The sequence below is a fragment of the Glutamicibacter sp. PAEs-4 genome, assembly GCF_051161755.1.
Taxonomy (GTDB): domain Bacteria; phylum Actinomycetota; class Actinomycetes; order Actinomycetales; family Micrococcaceae; genus Glutamicibacter; species Glutamicibacter nicotianae.
The window spans coordinates 1,192,003-1,207,241 of the sequence record NZ_CP195017.1 but is presented as its reverse complement, the minus strand read 5'-3'; the positions used below and the strand labels follow the sequence as shown (position 1 = coordinate 1,207,241).

The 15,239-nt window shown below is 65.7% G+C and carries 15 protein-coding genes; 6 read left to right on the top strand and 9 right to left on the bottom strand.

Features of this window, described 5'->3' with window-relative positions:
• Positions 1 to 19 precede the first annotated feature (19 nt).
• The 6 genes from cmk to ACR9WD_RS05660 all read right to left on the bottom strand — a co-directional run bounded on the left by cmk (position 20) and on the right by ACR9WD_RS05660 (position 5,391).
• Positions 20 to 730, bottom strand: coding sequence for a (d)CMP kinase (gene cmk / locus ACR9WD_RS05685; protein WP_371737261.1), 711 nt, complete (start codon positions 728 to 730; stop codon positions 20 to 22).
• A complete protein-coding gene (locus ACR9WD_RS05680; protein ID WP_073707680.1) occupies positions 697 to 1,797 on the bottom strand; it encodes a prephenate dehydrogenase in 1,101 nt (366 codons plus the stop codon). The genes cmk and ACR9WD_RS05680 overlap by 34 nt, the downstream gene beginning before the upstream one ends.
• A gap of 3 nt (positions 1,798 to 1,800) precedes the next feature.
• Positions 1,801 to 2,907, bottom strand: a complete 1,107-nt coding sequence (locus ACR9WD_RS05675) for a pseudouridine synthase (protein ID WP_038990340.1) — start codon at positions 2,905 to 2,907, stop codon at positions 1,801 to 1,803.
• 102 nt (positions 2,908 to 3,009) lie between these two features.
• Positions 3,010 to 3,600 carry an SMC-Scp complex subunit ScpB gene (gene scpB / locus ACR9WD_RS05670; protein WP_038990339.1) on the bottom strand — a complete coding sequence of 197 codons (591 nt, stop codon included), beginning with the start codon at positions 3,598 to 3,600 and terminating at the stop codon, positions 3,010 to 3,012.
• Positions 3,593 to 4,495 carry a segregation and condensation protein A gene (locus tag ACR9WD_RS05665; RefSeq protein WP_149596649.1) on the bottom strand — a complete coding sequence of 301 codons (903 nt, stop codon included), beginning with the start codon at positions 4,493 to 4,495 and terminating at the stop codon, positions 3,593 to 3,595. The genes scpB and ACR9WD_RS05665 overlap by 8 nt, the downstream gene beginning before the upstream one ends.
• Entirely contained in the window at positions 4,495 to 5,391 is an 897-nt protein-coding gene (locus ACR9WD_RS05660; RefSeq protein WP_038990337.1) for a ParA family protein, read from the bottom strand. Before ACR9WD_RS05660 ends, ACR9WD_RS05665 begins: the two co-directional genes overlap by 1 nt.
• Positions 5,392 to 5,782: 391 nt before the next feature.
• Here ACR9WD_RS05660 and ACR9WD_RS05655 point away from each other — a divergent pair, with 391 nt between their 5' ends.
• Both ACR9WD_RS05655 and ACR9WD_RS05650 read left to right on the top strand, forming a co-directional pair.
• Positions 5,783 to 5,959, top strand: a complete 177-nt coding sequence (locus ACR9WD_RS05655; RefSeq protein ID WP_158024701.1) for a hypothetical protein — start codon at positions 5,783 to 5,785, stop codon at positions 5,957 to 5,959.
• 118 nt (positions 5,960 to 6,077) lie between these two features.
• On the top strand, positions 6,078 to 6,428 hold the full coding sequence (locus ACR9WD_RS05650) for a VOC family protein (RefSeq protein WP_038990335.1): 351 nt from the start codon (positions 6,078 to 6,080) through the stop codon (positions 6,426 to 6,428).
• A 16-nt stretch (positions 6,429 to 6,444) separates the two neighbouring features.
• On the opposite strand, the gene ACR9WD_RS05645 is transcribed toward ACR9WD_RS05650, so the two are convergent.
• Complete coding sequence (locus ACR9WD_RS05645) at positions 6,445 to 6,888, bottom strand: cytidine deaminase (RefSeq protein WP_073707683.1); 444 nt, start codon at positions 6,886 to 6,888, stop codon at positions 6,445 to 6,447.
• A 128-nt stretch (positions 6,889 to 7,016) separates the two neighbouring features.
• Positions 7,017 to 8,315 carry a cation:dicarboxylate symporter family transporter gene (locus ACR9WD_RS05640; protein WP_038990332.1) on the bottom strand — a complete coding sequence of 433 codons (1,299 nt, stop codon included), beginning with the start codon at positions 8,313 to 8,315 and terminating at the stop codon, positions 7,017 to 7,019.
• 177 nt (positions 8,316 to 8,492) lie between these two features.
• Between ACR9WD_RS05640 and ACR9WD_RS05635 the strand changes: the two genes are divergently transcribed.
• Both ACR9WD_RS05635 and ACR9WD_RS05630 read left to right on the top strand, forming a co-directional pair.
• A complete protein-coding gene (locus tag ACR9WD_RS05635) occupies positions 8,493 to 10,190 on the top strand; it encodes a sensor histidine kinase (protein WP_158024702.1) in 1,698 nt (565 codons plus the stop codon).
• Between the two features lie 15 nt (positions 10,191 to 10,205).
• On the top strand, positions 10,206 to 10,955 hold the full coding sequence (locus ACR9WD_RS05630) for a response regulator (protein WP_285675797.1): 750 nt from the start codon (positions 10,206 to 10,208) through the stop codon (positions 10,953 to 10,955).
• Between the two features lie 12 nt (positions 10,956 to 10,967).
• Here the strand turns inward: ACR9WD_RS05630 and ACR9WD_RS05625 are convergent, their stop codons facing one another.
• The gene (locus ACR9WD_RS05625) at positions 10,968 to 12,884 is read right to left on the bottom strand and encodes an AMP-binding protein (RefSeq protein WP_121866503.1); all 1,917 of its coding nucleotides are present in this window, start codon (positions 12,882 to 12,884) and stop codon (positions 10,968 to 10,970) included.
• A gap of 187 nt (positions 12,885 to 13,071) precedes the next feature.
• On the opposite strand from ACR9WD_RS05625, the gene ACR9WD_RS05620 reads away from it, so the two are divergent.
• Complete coding sequence (locus ACR9WD_RS05620; protein WP_038990330.1) at positions 13,072 to 13,725, top strand: GntR family transcriptional regulator; 654 nt, start codon at positions 13,072 to 13,074, stop codon at positions 13,723 to 13,725.
• Positions 13,722 to 15,239: an MmgE/PrpD family protein gene (locus ACR9WD_RS05615; protein ID WP_434922895.1), complete on the top strand. Its 1,518-nt coding sequence runs from the start codon at positions 13,722 to 13,724 to the stop codon at positions 15,237 to 15,239. Before ACR9WD_RS05620 ends, ACR9WD_RS05615 begins: the two co-directional genes overlap by 4 nt.

Here is a 15,239-nt window from a genome sequence, read left to right as displayed (position 1 = left end):
GATGGGCACCAGCTTGAGGCTAGTTTTTCGTTGCGGTGCTGATGGCGTCAAGCACCGCGTCGATGGTCTGCTCGAAATCCAGCTCCGAGGAGTCAACGGTCATGACCCCGTCGGCGGCCTGGGTGAAGTTCACCACGGTGGAGTCCTTCGCATCGCGCGCCAGCACCTGGGTGGCCAGCTGCGCGTCGTTCTGGGTTCCGCCCAGCTGCAGGCCGCGGCGGCGCAGTCGGGCTTCCTCCGAAGCAGTCAGCAGGATGCGCGCATCGGCATCCGGGGCGACCACGGTGGTGATGTCGCGGCCTTCGGCCACGATGCGGGCGTTGGCGGCGATGATCTCCTGCTGGCGGCGGACCAGTTCGGCTCGCGCGTCCAGGTTGGTGGCCACGGTGGAGACCTGCTCGGAGATGCGCGGTTCGCGGATCGCCGCGGTCACATCCACCCCGCCGATTTCGACCAGTTCGGCATCCGGATCAACCGAGATGGACAGCTTCGCATCGCGCACTGCCTGGGCCACGGCGTCTGCGTTGGCCAGGTCGGTGCCGTCGGCGAGCACCGAGTAGGTGATCGCGCGGTACATGGCACCGGTATCCAGGTAGGCCGCGCCCAGCTTGCGGGCGACGGCCTTGGAGACCGAGGACTTGCCGGAGCCGCTGGGGCCGTCGATGGCAATAACAAGCTTGTCGTTGTTCAAGGTGCTCACTGGGCTACTTTCCATCCGTTCTTGGTCAATACGTCGATCAGTTCATCGCGCCGGCCGGGCACGACCGAAACATCCACCATGCCGACCTGGTGGCCGGCGGAGTGCTCCATGCGCAAATCCTCGATATTGATCTGCGCATCGCCGATTTCGGTAAGCAGCTGGGCGATCTGCCCCGGGCGGTCGTCGATCACGACGGTCACCAGGGCGAAGGCCTGCGGCGGTGCGCCGTGCTTGCCCGGGATCCGGGCACGCCCGGCGTTGCCTTCGGTCATCAGCTGCGAGAGGTCCAGCAGCGCGCCGGCCCCTTGCGGGTTGCGCAGCGTGTTGATCAGCCGGTCCAGGTCTTCCTTCATCCCGGTCAGGATCGGCACCAGCGCGTCGGCGTTGTGCGAGAAGATCTGGATCCAGAGCTTCTCGTCGCTGGCCGCGATGCGCGTGGTGTCGCGCAGCCCGTTGCCGGCCAGGGCCAGCTGGTGGCTTTCGGCGTTCAGCAGGCGCGAGGCGATCATCGAGCTGGCCGCCTGCGGGAAGTGGCTGATCAGCGCGACGGATTCGTCATGCTCGGTGACGCTCATCCGGTGCATGGTCGCGCCCAGGTCGATGGCCAGGGATTCGGCGGCCTTCACGCGCGAGGCCTGCGCCCCTTCGTGGGCGCAGATGACCCACGGCATGGAGGTGAACAGCTCGCCGCGGGCAGCGGCCGGGCCGGATTTCTCGCGGCCGGCCATCGGGTGCGTCCCCACATAGCGGGATCTCTCGGCCTCGCCCAGCCGCGTATCGGCCAGCACGCCGGCCAGGATCGAGCCCTTGACGCTGGCGATGTCCACCACCGTGGCGTTCGGGTAGGCCAGCAGCGCATCGCCGACCAGCGCGGCGGTGACATCCGGCGGAGCGCCGATCACTACCAGCTCGGGGGCGATCTGCTGGTTATCCAGCAGCACGCCGGCGCCGATGTCCTGGGCAACCCCGGCCGCGGTCGGCGAAATATCCGACAGGTAGACGTGCACGCCCTTGGCGCGCAGTCCCAGTCCCACAGAGGTGCCCAGCAAGCCGGTGCCGATGACCAGCACCGGGCCTGCGAGGTGCGAGGCGGCCATCAGCTACATCCCCACCATGGCCATGAGGTGCCCGACTTCCTGGTTGCCCAGGGAGCGGATGGTGCCCTGCTTCTGGTCACCCAGCTGCACCGGGCCCACTGCGACGCGCACCAGGCGCTGGACCGGGTGGCCCACGGCGTCGAACATGCGGCGCACGATGCGGTTGCGGCCCGAGTGCAGGGTCACCTCGACCATCACGTGCTTCGGGGTGGTGGCGATGATCTTCAGGTCATCGACCTTGATCCAGCCGTCTTCGAGCTTGATGCCCTCGCGCAGCTGGTTGCTCACCGCGCGCGGCAGCGGGCCGGGGATCTGCACCAGGTAGGTCTTCGGGACCTCGTACTTCGGGTGCTGCAGGCGGTTGGCCAGCTCGCCGTCGTTGGTCAGGATCAGCACGCCTTCGGTCTTGTAGTCCAGGCGGCCGACGTGGAACAGGCGCAGCGACTTGTGCTCGTTCTTGAAGTAGTCGGCGATGGTGCGCCGGCCTTCCGGGTCGTCCATCGTGCACATCACGTGCTTCGGCTTGTTGAAGACGAAGTAGCGGTTGGCCTGGTTCGTCTGGATGCGCATGCCATCGACGTGGATGCGGTCCTTGTCCGGGTCCACGCGGGTGCCCAGCTCGACGACGAGGTTGCCGTTGACCTCGACGCGGCCTTCGAGGATCATCTCCTCGCAGACGCGGCGCGATGCCACCCCGGCGTTGGCCATGGCCTTCTGCAGGCGGATGCCATCCTGCTGCTCCCCGTTGATCTCGCGGGCCGCTTGGTTCTCGGCACGGGCCTGGGCGCGGGCGCGCTGGGTCGGGCGTGCGTAGTTGTTCGGCACGGAGTTGCCGAAGCGTTCCTTGCCGAAAGCCCGCTCGGAGTTCTTGCGCGCTGCCGAAGTGTTGCGCTTGGCCGGGTTCGACTTCTCGCCCGGCTTGCCGGAGGACGACTTGCCGTACGGCTTCTCGCCGAAGGACTTGCCGCCGGTGCGGCCAGCGCCACCTGGCTTGCCGTAGGACTTGCCCCCGGATTTGCCGCCGTTGCTGTTGCGGCCGCCTGCTGGCTTGCCGCCGAAGTTTGAATTGCCGCCGCGTTCGCCGCGGCCGGAGGAGGATCCCCTGCTCATGCTTGCCTGTGTCCCTTGCTGTTACGTGTTCGCTGCGCGAGCCCGCCAGTGGCATCGGCTTCACGCGTGGTTGGTCCGGTGTAGCTGCCGGCTGGCAGCTACCTAGTCGTCGTAGGTTGCCGAATCGAGCGATTCGAGATCGGCCACCCCGGGAAGATACGGGGACAGCGCAGGCAACTCATCAAGCGAGCCCAGTCCCAGTCGTTCCAGGAAGTATTCGGTGGTTTGGTACAGCGTCGCTCCGCCATCCCCGACTTCCGGATACTCCGTGATCAATCCGCGGGTGAGCAGCGTGCGCACCACTGAATCGACGTTGACACCTCGAATCGCCGAAATACGTCCACGCGAGACCGGCTGTCGGTAAGCGATGACAGCCAGGGTTTCTAGGGCGGCCTGCGACAGGCGTGCTGTCTGCCCGTCGAGCACATAACTGGAGACGAAATCGGCGTAATCGGCCCGCGAATAGAAGCGCCACCCGGAGGCGACGCGACGCAGTTCAAATCCGCGCGGGCGATCCTTACCATCATACTCGGAAGCAAGATTCTCCAAAGCGGCGGCAACCCTGGCCGTGGGCACCTCGAAGATTTCGGCCAAACGCGCCGAGGATACGGGGATATCGGCGACCATCAGCACCGCTTCAAGACCCGATTCCAGGCCCCCCGGCAGCCGGTCAATGGGTGCAATCTCACTCATGATTCACCTCACCACCACTCCCCTCGTAGTCGTCTTGCACCGCCTGCGCATCGAAGCTCGATTCCTGGATCAGCGAGATCAGCAGCGGCCCGAGCGGATCTTGTTGCGCAAAGCTGATGGCTTTCTGCCTGAACATCTCCAACAATGCCAGAAAACGCACGACCACCACCAGCTGCGCCGGCGCGTCCGCGACCAGCTCGGTGAAGGCCAGCGTGCCGCGGGCTTCGAGCAGGGCGGTGATCGACTCGGCTTCCTCGGCGATCGTGACATTCGCCCCGTGCAGGTGCCCGATCCCGACCTCGGTGGCAGGTTCGGGCTTCGGCGCCAGCGCCTTGGCAGCCATCGCGGCCAGCGCGTCGGGCCCGATGGTGAACACCAGTTCCGGCAGCAGGGCGGCGAACTGCGGTTCCAGCGAGACCTCGCGGGGATGCCGGGCACCCTCGGCGGTGTAGCGTTCGCCCAGGAATTCGGCGGCCTGCTTGAAAGCCTTGTACTGCAGCAGGCGGGCGAACAGCAGGTCGCGGGCTTCGAGCAGCTCGAAGTCCTCCCCGTCGGCCATTTCGCCGCGCGGCAGCAGCCGGGCAGCCTTCAGATCCAGCAGCGTGGAGGCGACCACGAGGAATTCGGTGGTCTCGTCGAGCACCTTCATCCCGTCGCTGCCGCTTTCTGCGCTGGCAGCCTGCAGTTCGCGCAGGTAGGCGATGAATTCGTCGGTGACCTCGGCCAGTGCGACCTCGGTGATATCCAGCTCGCGCTTGGTGATCAGGTGCAGCAGCACATCGAAGGGCCCGTTGAAGTTCTGCAGGGCAAGGCGAAAACCGCCAGCCGATTCCTGCCCAGCTTCAGCTGGCGTCGTGGATTCGGTGGCGGTTTCCTCGCTGAGCGTGGCGCTCATTACGGGGCACCACCACGCCAAATCAGTTCGCGGGCGAGGTTGCGGTACGCCTCGGCACCCGGGTGGTTGGCCGCGTAGGAAGTTATCGGTTCGGCGGCCACGTTCGCGTCGGCGAACTTGATGGTGCGCTTGATCACGGTTTCGAAGAGCTTGTCGCCGAAGGCCTCATCCAGCCGGGTGATGACCTCGCGGCTGTGCAGGGTGCGCGCGTCGTACATGGTGGCCACCACGCCGTCCAGCTCCAGCACCTGGTTCAGCCGGTCCTTGACCTTGTCGATGGTTTCCATCAGCAGGGCCACCGCACGCAGCGCGAAGAACTCTGCGGTCAGCGGGATGATCACGCCGTGGGCGGCGGTCAGCGCGTTGATGGTCAGCAGGCCCAAGGATGGCTGGCAGTCGATGAGCACCACATCGTAATCGTCGATGACGTGGCGCAGCGCGCGTTCGAGCACCTGCTCGCGGGCGACCTCGTTGACCAGCTGCACCTCGGCGGCGGACAAATCGATGTTGGCCGGCAGCAGATCGATGTTCTCGACGTCGGTCTTCACAATCGCGTCGGTGATCTTGACCTTGCGGTCCATCAGCACGTTGTAGACGGTGATGTCCATTTCGTGCGGGTTGGTTCCGAAGCCCGCGGACAGCGCGCCCTGCGGGTCGAAGTCCACCAGCAGCACCTTGCGGCCGTACTCGGCGAGCGCGGCAGCGAGGTTGATCGTGGAGGTGGTCTTGCCGACGCCGCCCTTCTGGTTCACCATGGCGATCACGCGTGCCGGGCCGTGCGAAGGCAGCGGTGCTGGCACGGGGAAATCTGTCAATGGCTTGCCAGTTGGACCCACCGGACGAGGCTCCTTGAGCATCCCCGCTCCGCGGTGCTTATTTCCCTGTTCCTCGCTCACGATGGGTAAACCACACTTCCCGTTCGATAAACCTGATTCCTCGAGCTGTAAGCTCATTCCAAGGTTATCGGCCGAAGCAAAAGATCTTGGTTTTTTGGGCTCTTTCACGGCGAGCCTTTACCTTGAACCTTAGCTCTAATGTTGTATGCGAGCTGAATGCCAACTGGCATTAACCGAAAGGCAGCGATGAAGGCGATTGCCAAGTTCCCCAGCCTGGCCGAAGCCGAGCCGGGCAGCACGCAGGTCAGCGTCGGCGTGCTCTTCCAGGCCCAGCCGGAAGACGGGAAATGCATCGTGCTGCTCGATGACCGCGGGTTCTTTACGAGCGCGCAGTGGCAGCAGGCGAGACCGGAGGAAATCCGCGACACCGCACTGGCTATGGTGGGCCCGGATGAGCCGGCGCCGGGGGCGGACGCAGGCCGAGGCGCTGCACGATTACTGGGAGTACATCGCCTCCCTGCTGGCCGCCCAGCAGATCCAGGAGCCCGCCGAGGAGCTGGTGAAGCTGGAGCACGAGGTCCGTTTCGGCCCGCGCCTGCAGCGGCTGCTCGCCTCGAGCGGCCGCTGATCCGGCGCCCAGTCCGGACATTCGCTGGCCATCACCCAAGGGTTCTTGAACCTGGTACCCGGCAGTGGTCGAATGGATGAACACGCGCTGGTATCTGGCGGCCAAAGGGGCGAGGGCGATGTTCACGGGAATGCTCGGCAATTGCACGGTGTCCGATGCGGCTCGGGCGGAGAACTGGTATGCCCGGGTCTTCGGCAGGGCGCCGGATGCGCGGCCCATGGACGGGCTGATCGAATGGCATCTGGCCCCGGGCTTCGGCGTCCAGGTCTTCGCGGACCCTGAACGCGCAGGGCACAGCACAGTGGTCCTGGAAGTCGCCGACCTGGATGCCCAGGCCGAACGCCTGTTCGCCTCAGGCATCGAGCACCAGGGCCCGCAGCCCGGCGGCGGGGCACGGATCTTGCAGCTTCAGGACCCCGACGGCAACCGGGTGGTGCTCGCCTCTCCCCTGGTGGGACTTTCGCGCTGAGCCTGGCCCCAGGTGCTCAGGCCTGCTCGGCCACCCAATCGAAGGACCATGGCAGCAGTTCACCGATCGCGATGCTGCGCGCCCCGGCCGGGGTCTGGACAATGACCCGAAGCCGCGGATAGCTGTCGGCCATCACCTGCCGGCACCGACCGCACGGGTTCTTGATTCCGCGCCCCTGATTGCCCACCGCGACCACCACCTGCGGATCCACCGCCCCGGCTGCGCGAGCGGCTCCCAGGGCCACCAGCTCTGCGCACGGGCCTCCGGTGAAATGGCAGAAATTCACTCCTGCGTGCATCGTGCCATCGGCAGCAAGCACACCGGCCCCCATGGTGTGCATCCCGTCGCCGCCATAGGGCGCGTCGGTCACCGCCTCGATGGTTCGCCGGGCCAGCTCAACCAGTTCTACTTCGGCTTCTGCCAGTTCACGGCAGTGCAGCTCGTGCGGTGTTGATTTCATGGCTCCAGCCTAGCTGCATGCGTCTCGCAGCCGCGACGCTTGGGCCTGTCTGCCGAAAGCGCCACAACGCAGAAAATCCGCTACCCGAGCATGTCGGATAACGGATTCCTGGCTAAGGGCCTGGCGGACTAGTGTCCTTCGACGCTGTTCTCGTCGAATGGACGGTTGCCGGCCAGCACTGCCTGGGCCTGGTCCATGTCGATTTCCTTGGTCCACTTGCCGATCAGCAGCGTTGCCACGGCATTGCCGGTGAAGTTGGTCAGCGCGCGGGCCTCGGACATGAACTTGTCAATGCCCACGATCACGCCCATGCCGTCCAGCAGCTCCGGACGGTGCGACTGCAGGCCTGCAGCCAGGGTTGCCAGGCCGGCGCCGGTCACGCCGGCGGCGCCCTTGGAAGCGATGATCATGAAGACCAGAAGGCCGACCTGTTCGCCCAGGCTCATCGGCATGCCCATGGCGGTGGAAACGAACAGGGCAGCCATGGTCAGGTAGATGGCGGTGCCATCGAGGTTGAAGGAGTAGCCGGTCGGCACGGTGATGCCGACAACCGGCTTGGACACGCCAGCGTGCTCCATCTTGGCGATCAGGCGCGGCAGCGCCGACTCGGAGGAAGAGGTGGAGAAGATCAGCAGGTACTCGCGAGCCAGGTACTTCAGCAGCAGGAAGATGTTCAGGCCGGTGACCAGGCGCAGCAGGCTGCCCAGGATGACGACAATGAACAGCGCGCAGGTGACGTAGAAGGCACCCATGAGGATCGCCATCGAGCCGATGGCGGCCCAGCCGGTGGCACCGACCACTGCGGCGATGGCACCGAACGCGCCGATCGGGGCAGCCCACATGATCATCATCATCAGGCGGAAGACCACGGCCTGGATGTGCTTGATGCCGTTGAGCACCGGTTCGCCACTCTTGCCCATGGACTGCAGCGCGAAGCCTACCAGCAGCGCCAGCACCAGGGTCGGCAGCACGGGGATGTCGCCCGGAATCATGTCCAGCAAGAAGGCCACGGTGGAGTTCTCTTCGCCCTTGGCGCCAGACTCATACGGTTCGAGCTGCAGGCCCGAACCCGGGTGGATGATGTTGCCCACGACCAGGCCGATGGCCAGCGCGAAGGTGGACATGGTAATGAAGTACAGCAGCGCCAGGCCGCCGACCTTGCCGACGGTCGCCGCCTTGGCGATGGAGCCGACCCCCAGCACGATGGTGCAGAAGATGACCGGTGCGATCAGCATCTTGATCAGCGCGACGAATCCGGTGCCCAGCGGCTTGAGCGCCTTGCCGAGATCCGGGGCCATCAGGCCGACCGCTGCGCCGAGCACCACGGCGGCAATCACCATGATGTACAGCCAGTGGGTCTTGTCCTTCTTCTTCGTTCCGGCCTGCGGCGAATTGCCTGCCGGCGTCATCTGGTCTGTGACAGCCATTGCGTGGTCCTACCCTCGTGTGCGTGTGGAACCGGACGGCGCACCCTTGCGCGGCCGGCATTACGTAGAATCGTTCTGTATCCATGGTGCGGCGCAAAGTGATCCGCATCTCCATTGCGTTCATATTGGTCACGCGGTGGGCCTGCCAGGAGCAACCAGCACGAGGAGATGCGCGCAGTGACCGATCATTTCACCGACCTGTCGCTGGCCCGGCGCGCTGGCAACACCGCTTCCCCCGCCCCGCTGAGCCGCGACGGCTGGTCCCTGGCGGTCGTCATCTTCGCGGCGCAGATGATGGTGGTCATCCTCGTTGTCGTGGGCCTGGCCGTCGCCACCTACCAGCACCAGGCGCAGGTGATCCAGGACGACAAGCAGGCCACGGTGGCCGCGATCTCCATCACCCTGGCCAACGACCCCTTCGTGGCCGAAGCGCTGGCCGGCGAGAACCCCACCGAGCTGCTGCAGCCCTACACCAACAAGATCCTGGACCGCGGGCAGGGCGTGGATTTCATCACGATCATGACCGCCGAAGCCCTGCGCGTCACCCACCCCAATCCCGCGCAGCTGGGCAAGCCTTATTCGGGAAGCATCCGCCAGGCGCAGGCCGGCCAAACCTACAACGAGGTCGCCTTGGGCACCCTAGGGCTTTCGGTGCGCACCATCGCCCCGGTGTACCACGATGGCAAGCTGGTGGGCATGGTCGCCACTGGCATCACGCTGGAAAGCCTGCAGTCGATCTACCGCAGCGAGCTGCCGCAGATCCTGGCCGTGTCGGCGCTGGCCCTGCTGCTGGCCGGCTTCAGCTCATGGTCCTTTTCCCGCTACGTCAACCAGGCCACGCTGGGCTTCGGCCCGCACGGGTTGCGCCGGCTCTACGCTTTCTATTTCTCCGCGCTGCATTCGGTGCGCGAAGGCCTGGTGCTGCTGGATCGGCGGCACCGCATCGTGCTCTATAACCAGGAAGCGGCCCGATTGCTCGGCTTCCCCGAAGAAGTCCCTCCCGGCGGGTTGGATCTCGACCAGGTGCAGATCCCCGAAACCCTGCGCACCCTGATGGCGACCGGGCGCAGCTGCAAGGACGAGATCCATTTGGGCGCCCGCACGGTGCTGTCCATCTCCCAGGGGCCGGCCCGCCTGACCAACGCGCGCCTGCCCCGGCGCGGCGGGCTGCCGGTGCGCTGGTTCCGTTCCCAGCCGCTGACCGGCCAGGTCATGACGCTGCGCGATCTGACCGAAGTGCAGGAGCTGGCCGGCGAGGTGCAGTCGCTGAAGACCTTCTCCACCGCCCTGCGAGCGCAGACCCATGAGCATGCCAACCGCCTGCACACCATTGCCACGCTGATCGAAAATGGGCAGAGCGGCAAGGCGCTGGCTTTCGCGGTCGATGACCGCCAGCACTCGCAGAAGCTCACCGATGCGATTGTGCATTCCATCGACGACGTCTACCTCTCCAGCCTGCTGGTGGCCAAGGCCGCCCAGGCGAACGAGCGCGGCGTGCAGCTCGATATCAACACGCAAGGACAGATCCCGAGCGACGCGTTCGCCGCCACCGATATCGTCACGATCGTCGGCAACCTGCTGGATAACGCGCTGGACGCCTCGGCCGGCACCGAGGACGCGACGGTGTGGGTGGAAGTCGCAGCGGCCGATGACGAGCTGATCATCTCGGTAGCCGATTCGGGTCCGGGCATCGAGCCGGAATTCCTCGATCAGCTGCTGCGCTTCGGGGTCAGCACGAAGGCCGGCGGCCAACCGCGCGGCCTCGGCCTGGCGCTGGTGCAGCAGGCGGTGCTCCGGCTAGGTGGCACAATGAATGTTGACAACGACGCCGGAGCAATCTTCACCGTCACCCTGCCCCTGAAAAACAGCGACTAGACCGGGAGGTTTCGAGTGCACGACTCCGCTGCAGCCACGCCCGCGCCGGGCTTGCCCGCGCACACCTTCAAGGTCCTCGTTGTCGACGACGAACCGGAAACCGCAGCTTCCCACGCGAAGTACGTCAACCGCGTGCGCGGATTCGCCACCGGAGCCATTGCAGCCAATGGCCAGCAGGCGCTCGCGCTGCTGTCCGAGGCGCGCGCAGCGCACGAACCGTTCGACCTGGTCCTGCTGGATATGACCTTGCCCGACCTGCACGGCATCGATGTCGCCAAGCGCATGCGCGGCCACGGGCTGACCACCGACATCATCGCGATCACCGCGGTGCGCGACCTGGCGGTGGTGCGTTCGGCGGTCGCCACAGGCATCACCCAGTACCTGATCAAGCCCTTCACCTTTGCGGCGTTCACCGAGAAATTGGAGAACCACCGGCGTTTCATTTCCGAGATCAGCTCCAGCGGCCCGGATACCAGCCAGGCTGCGCTGGATAATGCGTTCTCCGCACTGCGCACCACCACCGCCTCGGCGTCGCTGCCCAAGGGCCTGATCCCTGAAACGCTGGCGCAGATCACCGGCCTGCTGCGCAGCAAGCCCGAAACCTGCTTGTCCGCCACCGAGCTCGGCGAAGAGCTGGGCATCTCCCGGGTCACCGCACGGCGCTATCTGGAGCATCTGGCCGAGGCCAAGGCCGTGGTCAAGCAGCCCCGGCACGGCACGAGAGGCCGCCCGGAATATGAATACCGGGCGGCCTCCCATGGCTAGCACTGCCGAGATCTAGGCCTCTGGACGCAGCAGCGGCACCAGTTCGTCGAGCACGCTCGTGTCCTCGATGGTCGACGGGACCGAGTATTCCTTGCCATCGGCAATCTGCCGCATGGTCTTGCGCAGGATCTTGCCCGAACGGGTCTTGGGCAGCGCGGCGACGACGGTGACTTCGCGGAAGTCGGCGACCGCACCGATGTGCTGGCGCACCAGCGCGACGATTTCCTTCTTCAGCGCCTCCTCCTCGACGTCGATCCCTGACTTGAGCACCACGTAGCCGCTGGCCCGCTGGCCCTTGAGCGCATCGGCCAGTCCGATCACGGCGCATTCGGCCACGGCCGGATGGCTGGCCAGCACCTGTTCCATGGCGCCGGTGGACAGCCGGTGCCCGGACACGTTGATCACGTCATCGGTGCGCCCCATGACGAACAGGTAGCCGTCGTCGTCAAGATAGCCGGAATCACCGGTCAGGTAGAACCCGTCGATCTGCGACAGGTAGGTATCGATGAAGCGCTGGTCGTTGCCCCACAGGGTGGTCAGGGCGCCGGGCGGCAAGGGCAGCCGGACCACGATGTTGCCTTCCTGGTTCGCTTCGAGCCGCTCGCCCAGCGCGTCGCGGATCTGCACGTCGAAGCCAGGCACCGGGGTGGTGGGCGAACCGGCCTTGGCAGGCAGCTCCTCCAGGCCCAGCGGGTTCGAGGCGATCGGCCAGCCCGTTTCGGTCTGCCACCAGTTGTCCACCACCGGAATGCCCAGCAGCTTCGAGGCGAAGTGGTAGGTGTCCGGGTCCAGCCGCTCGCCGGCGACGAACAGCGCGCGCAGGCTGGACAGGTCGTGGCTGGCGATCAGCGCACCTTCCGGATCGGCCTTGCGCACCGCGCGCAAGGCCGTCGGCGCGGTGAACATCGTGGTGACCTTGTGGTCGGCGATGATGCGGCCGAAGACCCCGGCGTCCGGGGTGCCGATGGGCTTGCCCTCGTAGAGCACCGTGGTGGCGCCGGCGATCAGCGGCGCGTAGACGATGTAGGAGTGGCCGACCACCCAGCCCACGTCGGAGGCGGTGAACATGGTATCGCCCGGATGCACGTCGTAGATCGCGTTCATGGAGAACTGCAGCGCGGTGGCGTAGCCGCCGGTATCGCGCACCACGCCCTTTGGCGCGCCGGTGGTGCCCGAGGTGTAGAGCACGTAGAGCGGGTGGGTGGATGGCACGGATACCGGCCCGGCCGGCGACGCGGTCTTCGCCTGCTCATCCCAGTCCAGCCAATTGATCTGCTGCCCGTTGACCGGTTTGCCCTGGTATTCATCCAGCGAGTGCTCGAAGCCTTCGCGGCGGGCGACGATCACGTCCCTGACCGCAGGCTCCGCCAGGCTCAGCGCCTCGGCCACCGCCGGCAGGTATTCGATGCGGCGGCTCGGCTCGATGCCGCCCGAGGCGGTGACGATCGCCACCGGGGCGCAGTCGGTGATGCGCGCCGCCAGTTCCTTGGGCGCGAACCCGCCGAAGACCACCGAATGGATCGCGCCCAGGCGTGCGCAGGCGAGCATCGCGATAGCCGCCTGCGGGATCATCGGCAGGTAGATCAGCACGCGGTCCCCGGTCTTCACGCCGCGTTCGGCCAGCACGCCGGCGAAGATTTCCACTTCGCGCAGCAGCTCGGAGTAGGTGTATTTGGTGACGGTGCCCAGCATGGCCGAATCGTAGATCAGCGCGGTGCTCTCCCCGCGGCCGGCTTCGACGTGGCGGTCCAGTGCGTTGGCCGAAAGGTTCAGCGTGCCATCCGGGAACCAGCCGTACAACGGCTTGCGCGAATCATCCAGCGCCGTCTGCGGTGCCGTATCCCAGCGGATATCCTGGGCGGCTTGCAGCCAGAATGCTGCTGGGTCAGTGGTGGCTTGCTCAAAGGCCTGGCGGTATTCCTGCACCATGGTTCTCTCCTCCTGGCCCCGGGCGTCATTACCCGGCACCTGCGTGGTGATTGAGGTCGTCCTCTTGGCATTAACTGTATGAGTACGATCACATGATCGCAACTACGTTGTATACAGATTTCGAAAAAATTCCAAATAAATTGGATCCGGCTCACACATTTCCCGCTTCTATGTATACACTGGAGCCATGAGAGCAAGCGATAAGGTCTACGAGAGCCTCCGCGCCGACATCGTCGAATGGCGGCTGGCTCCCGGCACCGTTCTTGCAGAAGTAGAGCAGTCCGAACGCCTGGGCGTTTCCCGCACTCCGGTGCGCGAGGCCCTGGGCCGATTGGTCGCCGACGGCTTGGCGGTGCAGCAACGCGGACGCGGCGCCGTCGTGTCCGAGGTCAGCGAAGACCACGTAGAAGACCTGTTCGTTCTGCGCGTGGCGCTGGAATGCGCCAGCGCACGCGAAGCTGCCAAGTCGACGGGGCGATCGGCCTTCAACGAGTTGGCCAGCCGCTTCGAAGCAGCCGTCAAGGAAGTGGAGCTTCCCGGATCCCGGGAGTCCTACTACCAGCTGGTGCAGCTGCTGGACGAGTCGATCGACGAAGCGGCCAGCAACAAGTACCTGTCCAACGCGCTGCGCACCTTGCGGGTGAACCTGCAACGGGTGCGGCGCCTGGCCAAGGACAACCCCGAAAGGCTCAAGGCTTCCGCTTCCGAGCATGCGGCCATCGCACGAGCGATTGCCAGCGGAAACCCAGAGGTCGCAGCCGCGGCCACCACAGTCCACCTGCACGAATCCTTCACCCACATCATGACCCACGCGGTCGGATCAGAAAGGCAGTTAGCATGATCAACCACCCAGTACGCGTATACCGCTCCGAGGAAAACCTGGCTCGCGAAGACCAGCTGGCACATAAGATCGCCAAGGTTGCCGCCGATCCGGTAGAGGTCACCAACGAAGTGACCGAAATGATCATCAACCGCATCATCGACAACGCTTCGGTTGCCATCGCGTCGCTGAACCGCGGCCCGATCGTCGCTGCCCGCGCCCAGGCGCTGACCCACGCCCCTTCCACCGGCGGCAAGGGTGCCTCGGTGTTCGGCATTTCCGAGAAGGTGTCCCCCGAATGGGCCGCCTGGGCCAACGGCGTGGCCGTGCGCGAACTGGACTACCACGACACCTTCCTGGCCGCCGAGTACTCCCACCCGGGCGATAACATTCCGCCGATCCTGGCCGTTGCCCAGCACACCGGCGCATCGGGCAAGGACCTGATCCGCGGCATCGCCACCGGCTACGAAATCCAGGTGGACCTGGTCAAGGCCATCTGCCTGCACAAGCACAAGATCGATCACGTAGCGCACCTGGGCCCATCGGCCGCCGCCGGCATCGGCACCCTGCTCGGACTCGATGTCGAGACCATCTTCCAGGCCGTGGGCCAGGGCCTGCACACCACCACCGCCACCCGCCAGTCGCGCAAGGGCGAAATCTCCACCTGGAAGGCCCACGCCCCGGCCTTCGCCGGCAAGATGGCAGTCGAGGCTGCCGACCGTGCCATGCGCGGCCAGACCTCCCCAGTGCCGATCTACGAAGGCGAAGACGGCGTCATCGCCTGGATGCTCGATGGCAAGGATGCCGCCTACGAGGTGCCGCTGCCAGAGGCCGGCGAAGCCAAGCGCGCCATCCTGGACACCTACACCAAGGAGCACTCGGCCGAGTACCAGGCGCAGGCCTGGATCGACTTGGCCCGCAAGCTGCACGGCGAGCACCCGGAAGCCACCGACCCGAAGAACGTGAAGTCGGTGCTGATCAAGACCAGCCACCACACCCACTACGTCATCGGCTCCGGCGCCAACGACCCGCAGAAGTACGATCCGACCGCTTCGCGCGAGACCCTGGACCACTCGATCCCGTACATCTTCACCGTCGCCCTGCAGGACGGCGCCTGGCACCACGTGGATTCCTACTCGCCGGAGCGCGCCGGCCGTGCCGATACCGTTGAGCTGTGGAACAAGGTCACCACCGAGGAAGACGCCGAGTGGACCCGCCGCTACCACTCGCTGGACATCTCGGAGAAGGCCTTCGGCGGTTCGGTGGAAATCACCCTGAACGACGGCACCGTGATCACCGATCAGATCGCAGTGGCCGACGCGCACCCGCTGGGCGCACGTCCATTCGCCCGCGAGCAGTACATCAACAAGTTCCGCACCCTGGCTAAGGGCCTGGTCGATGAGGCAGAGATCAACCGCTTCATCGCCGCCGCCGAGAACCTGGAAAACCTGGCCGCCGGCGAACTGGACCAGCTGAACATCCAGGCCGCAGCAGGCGTCATCGACACCGCGGCCGCACCGAAGGGCCTGTTCTAA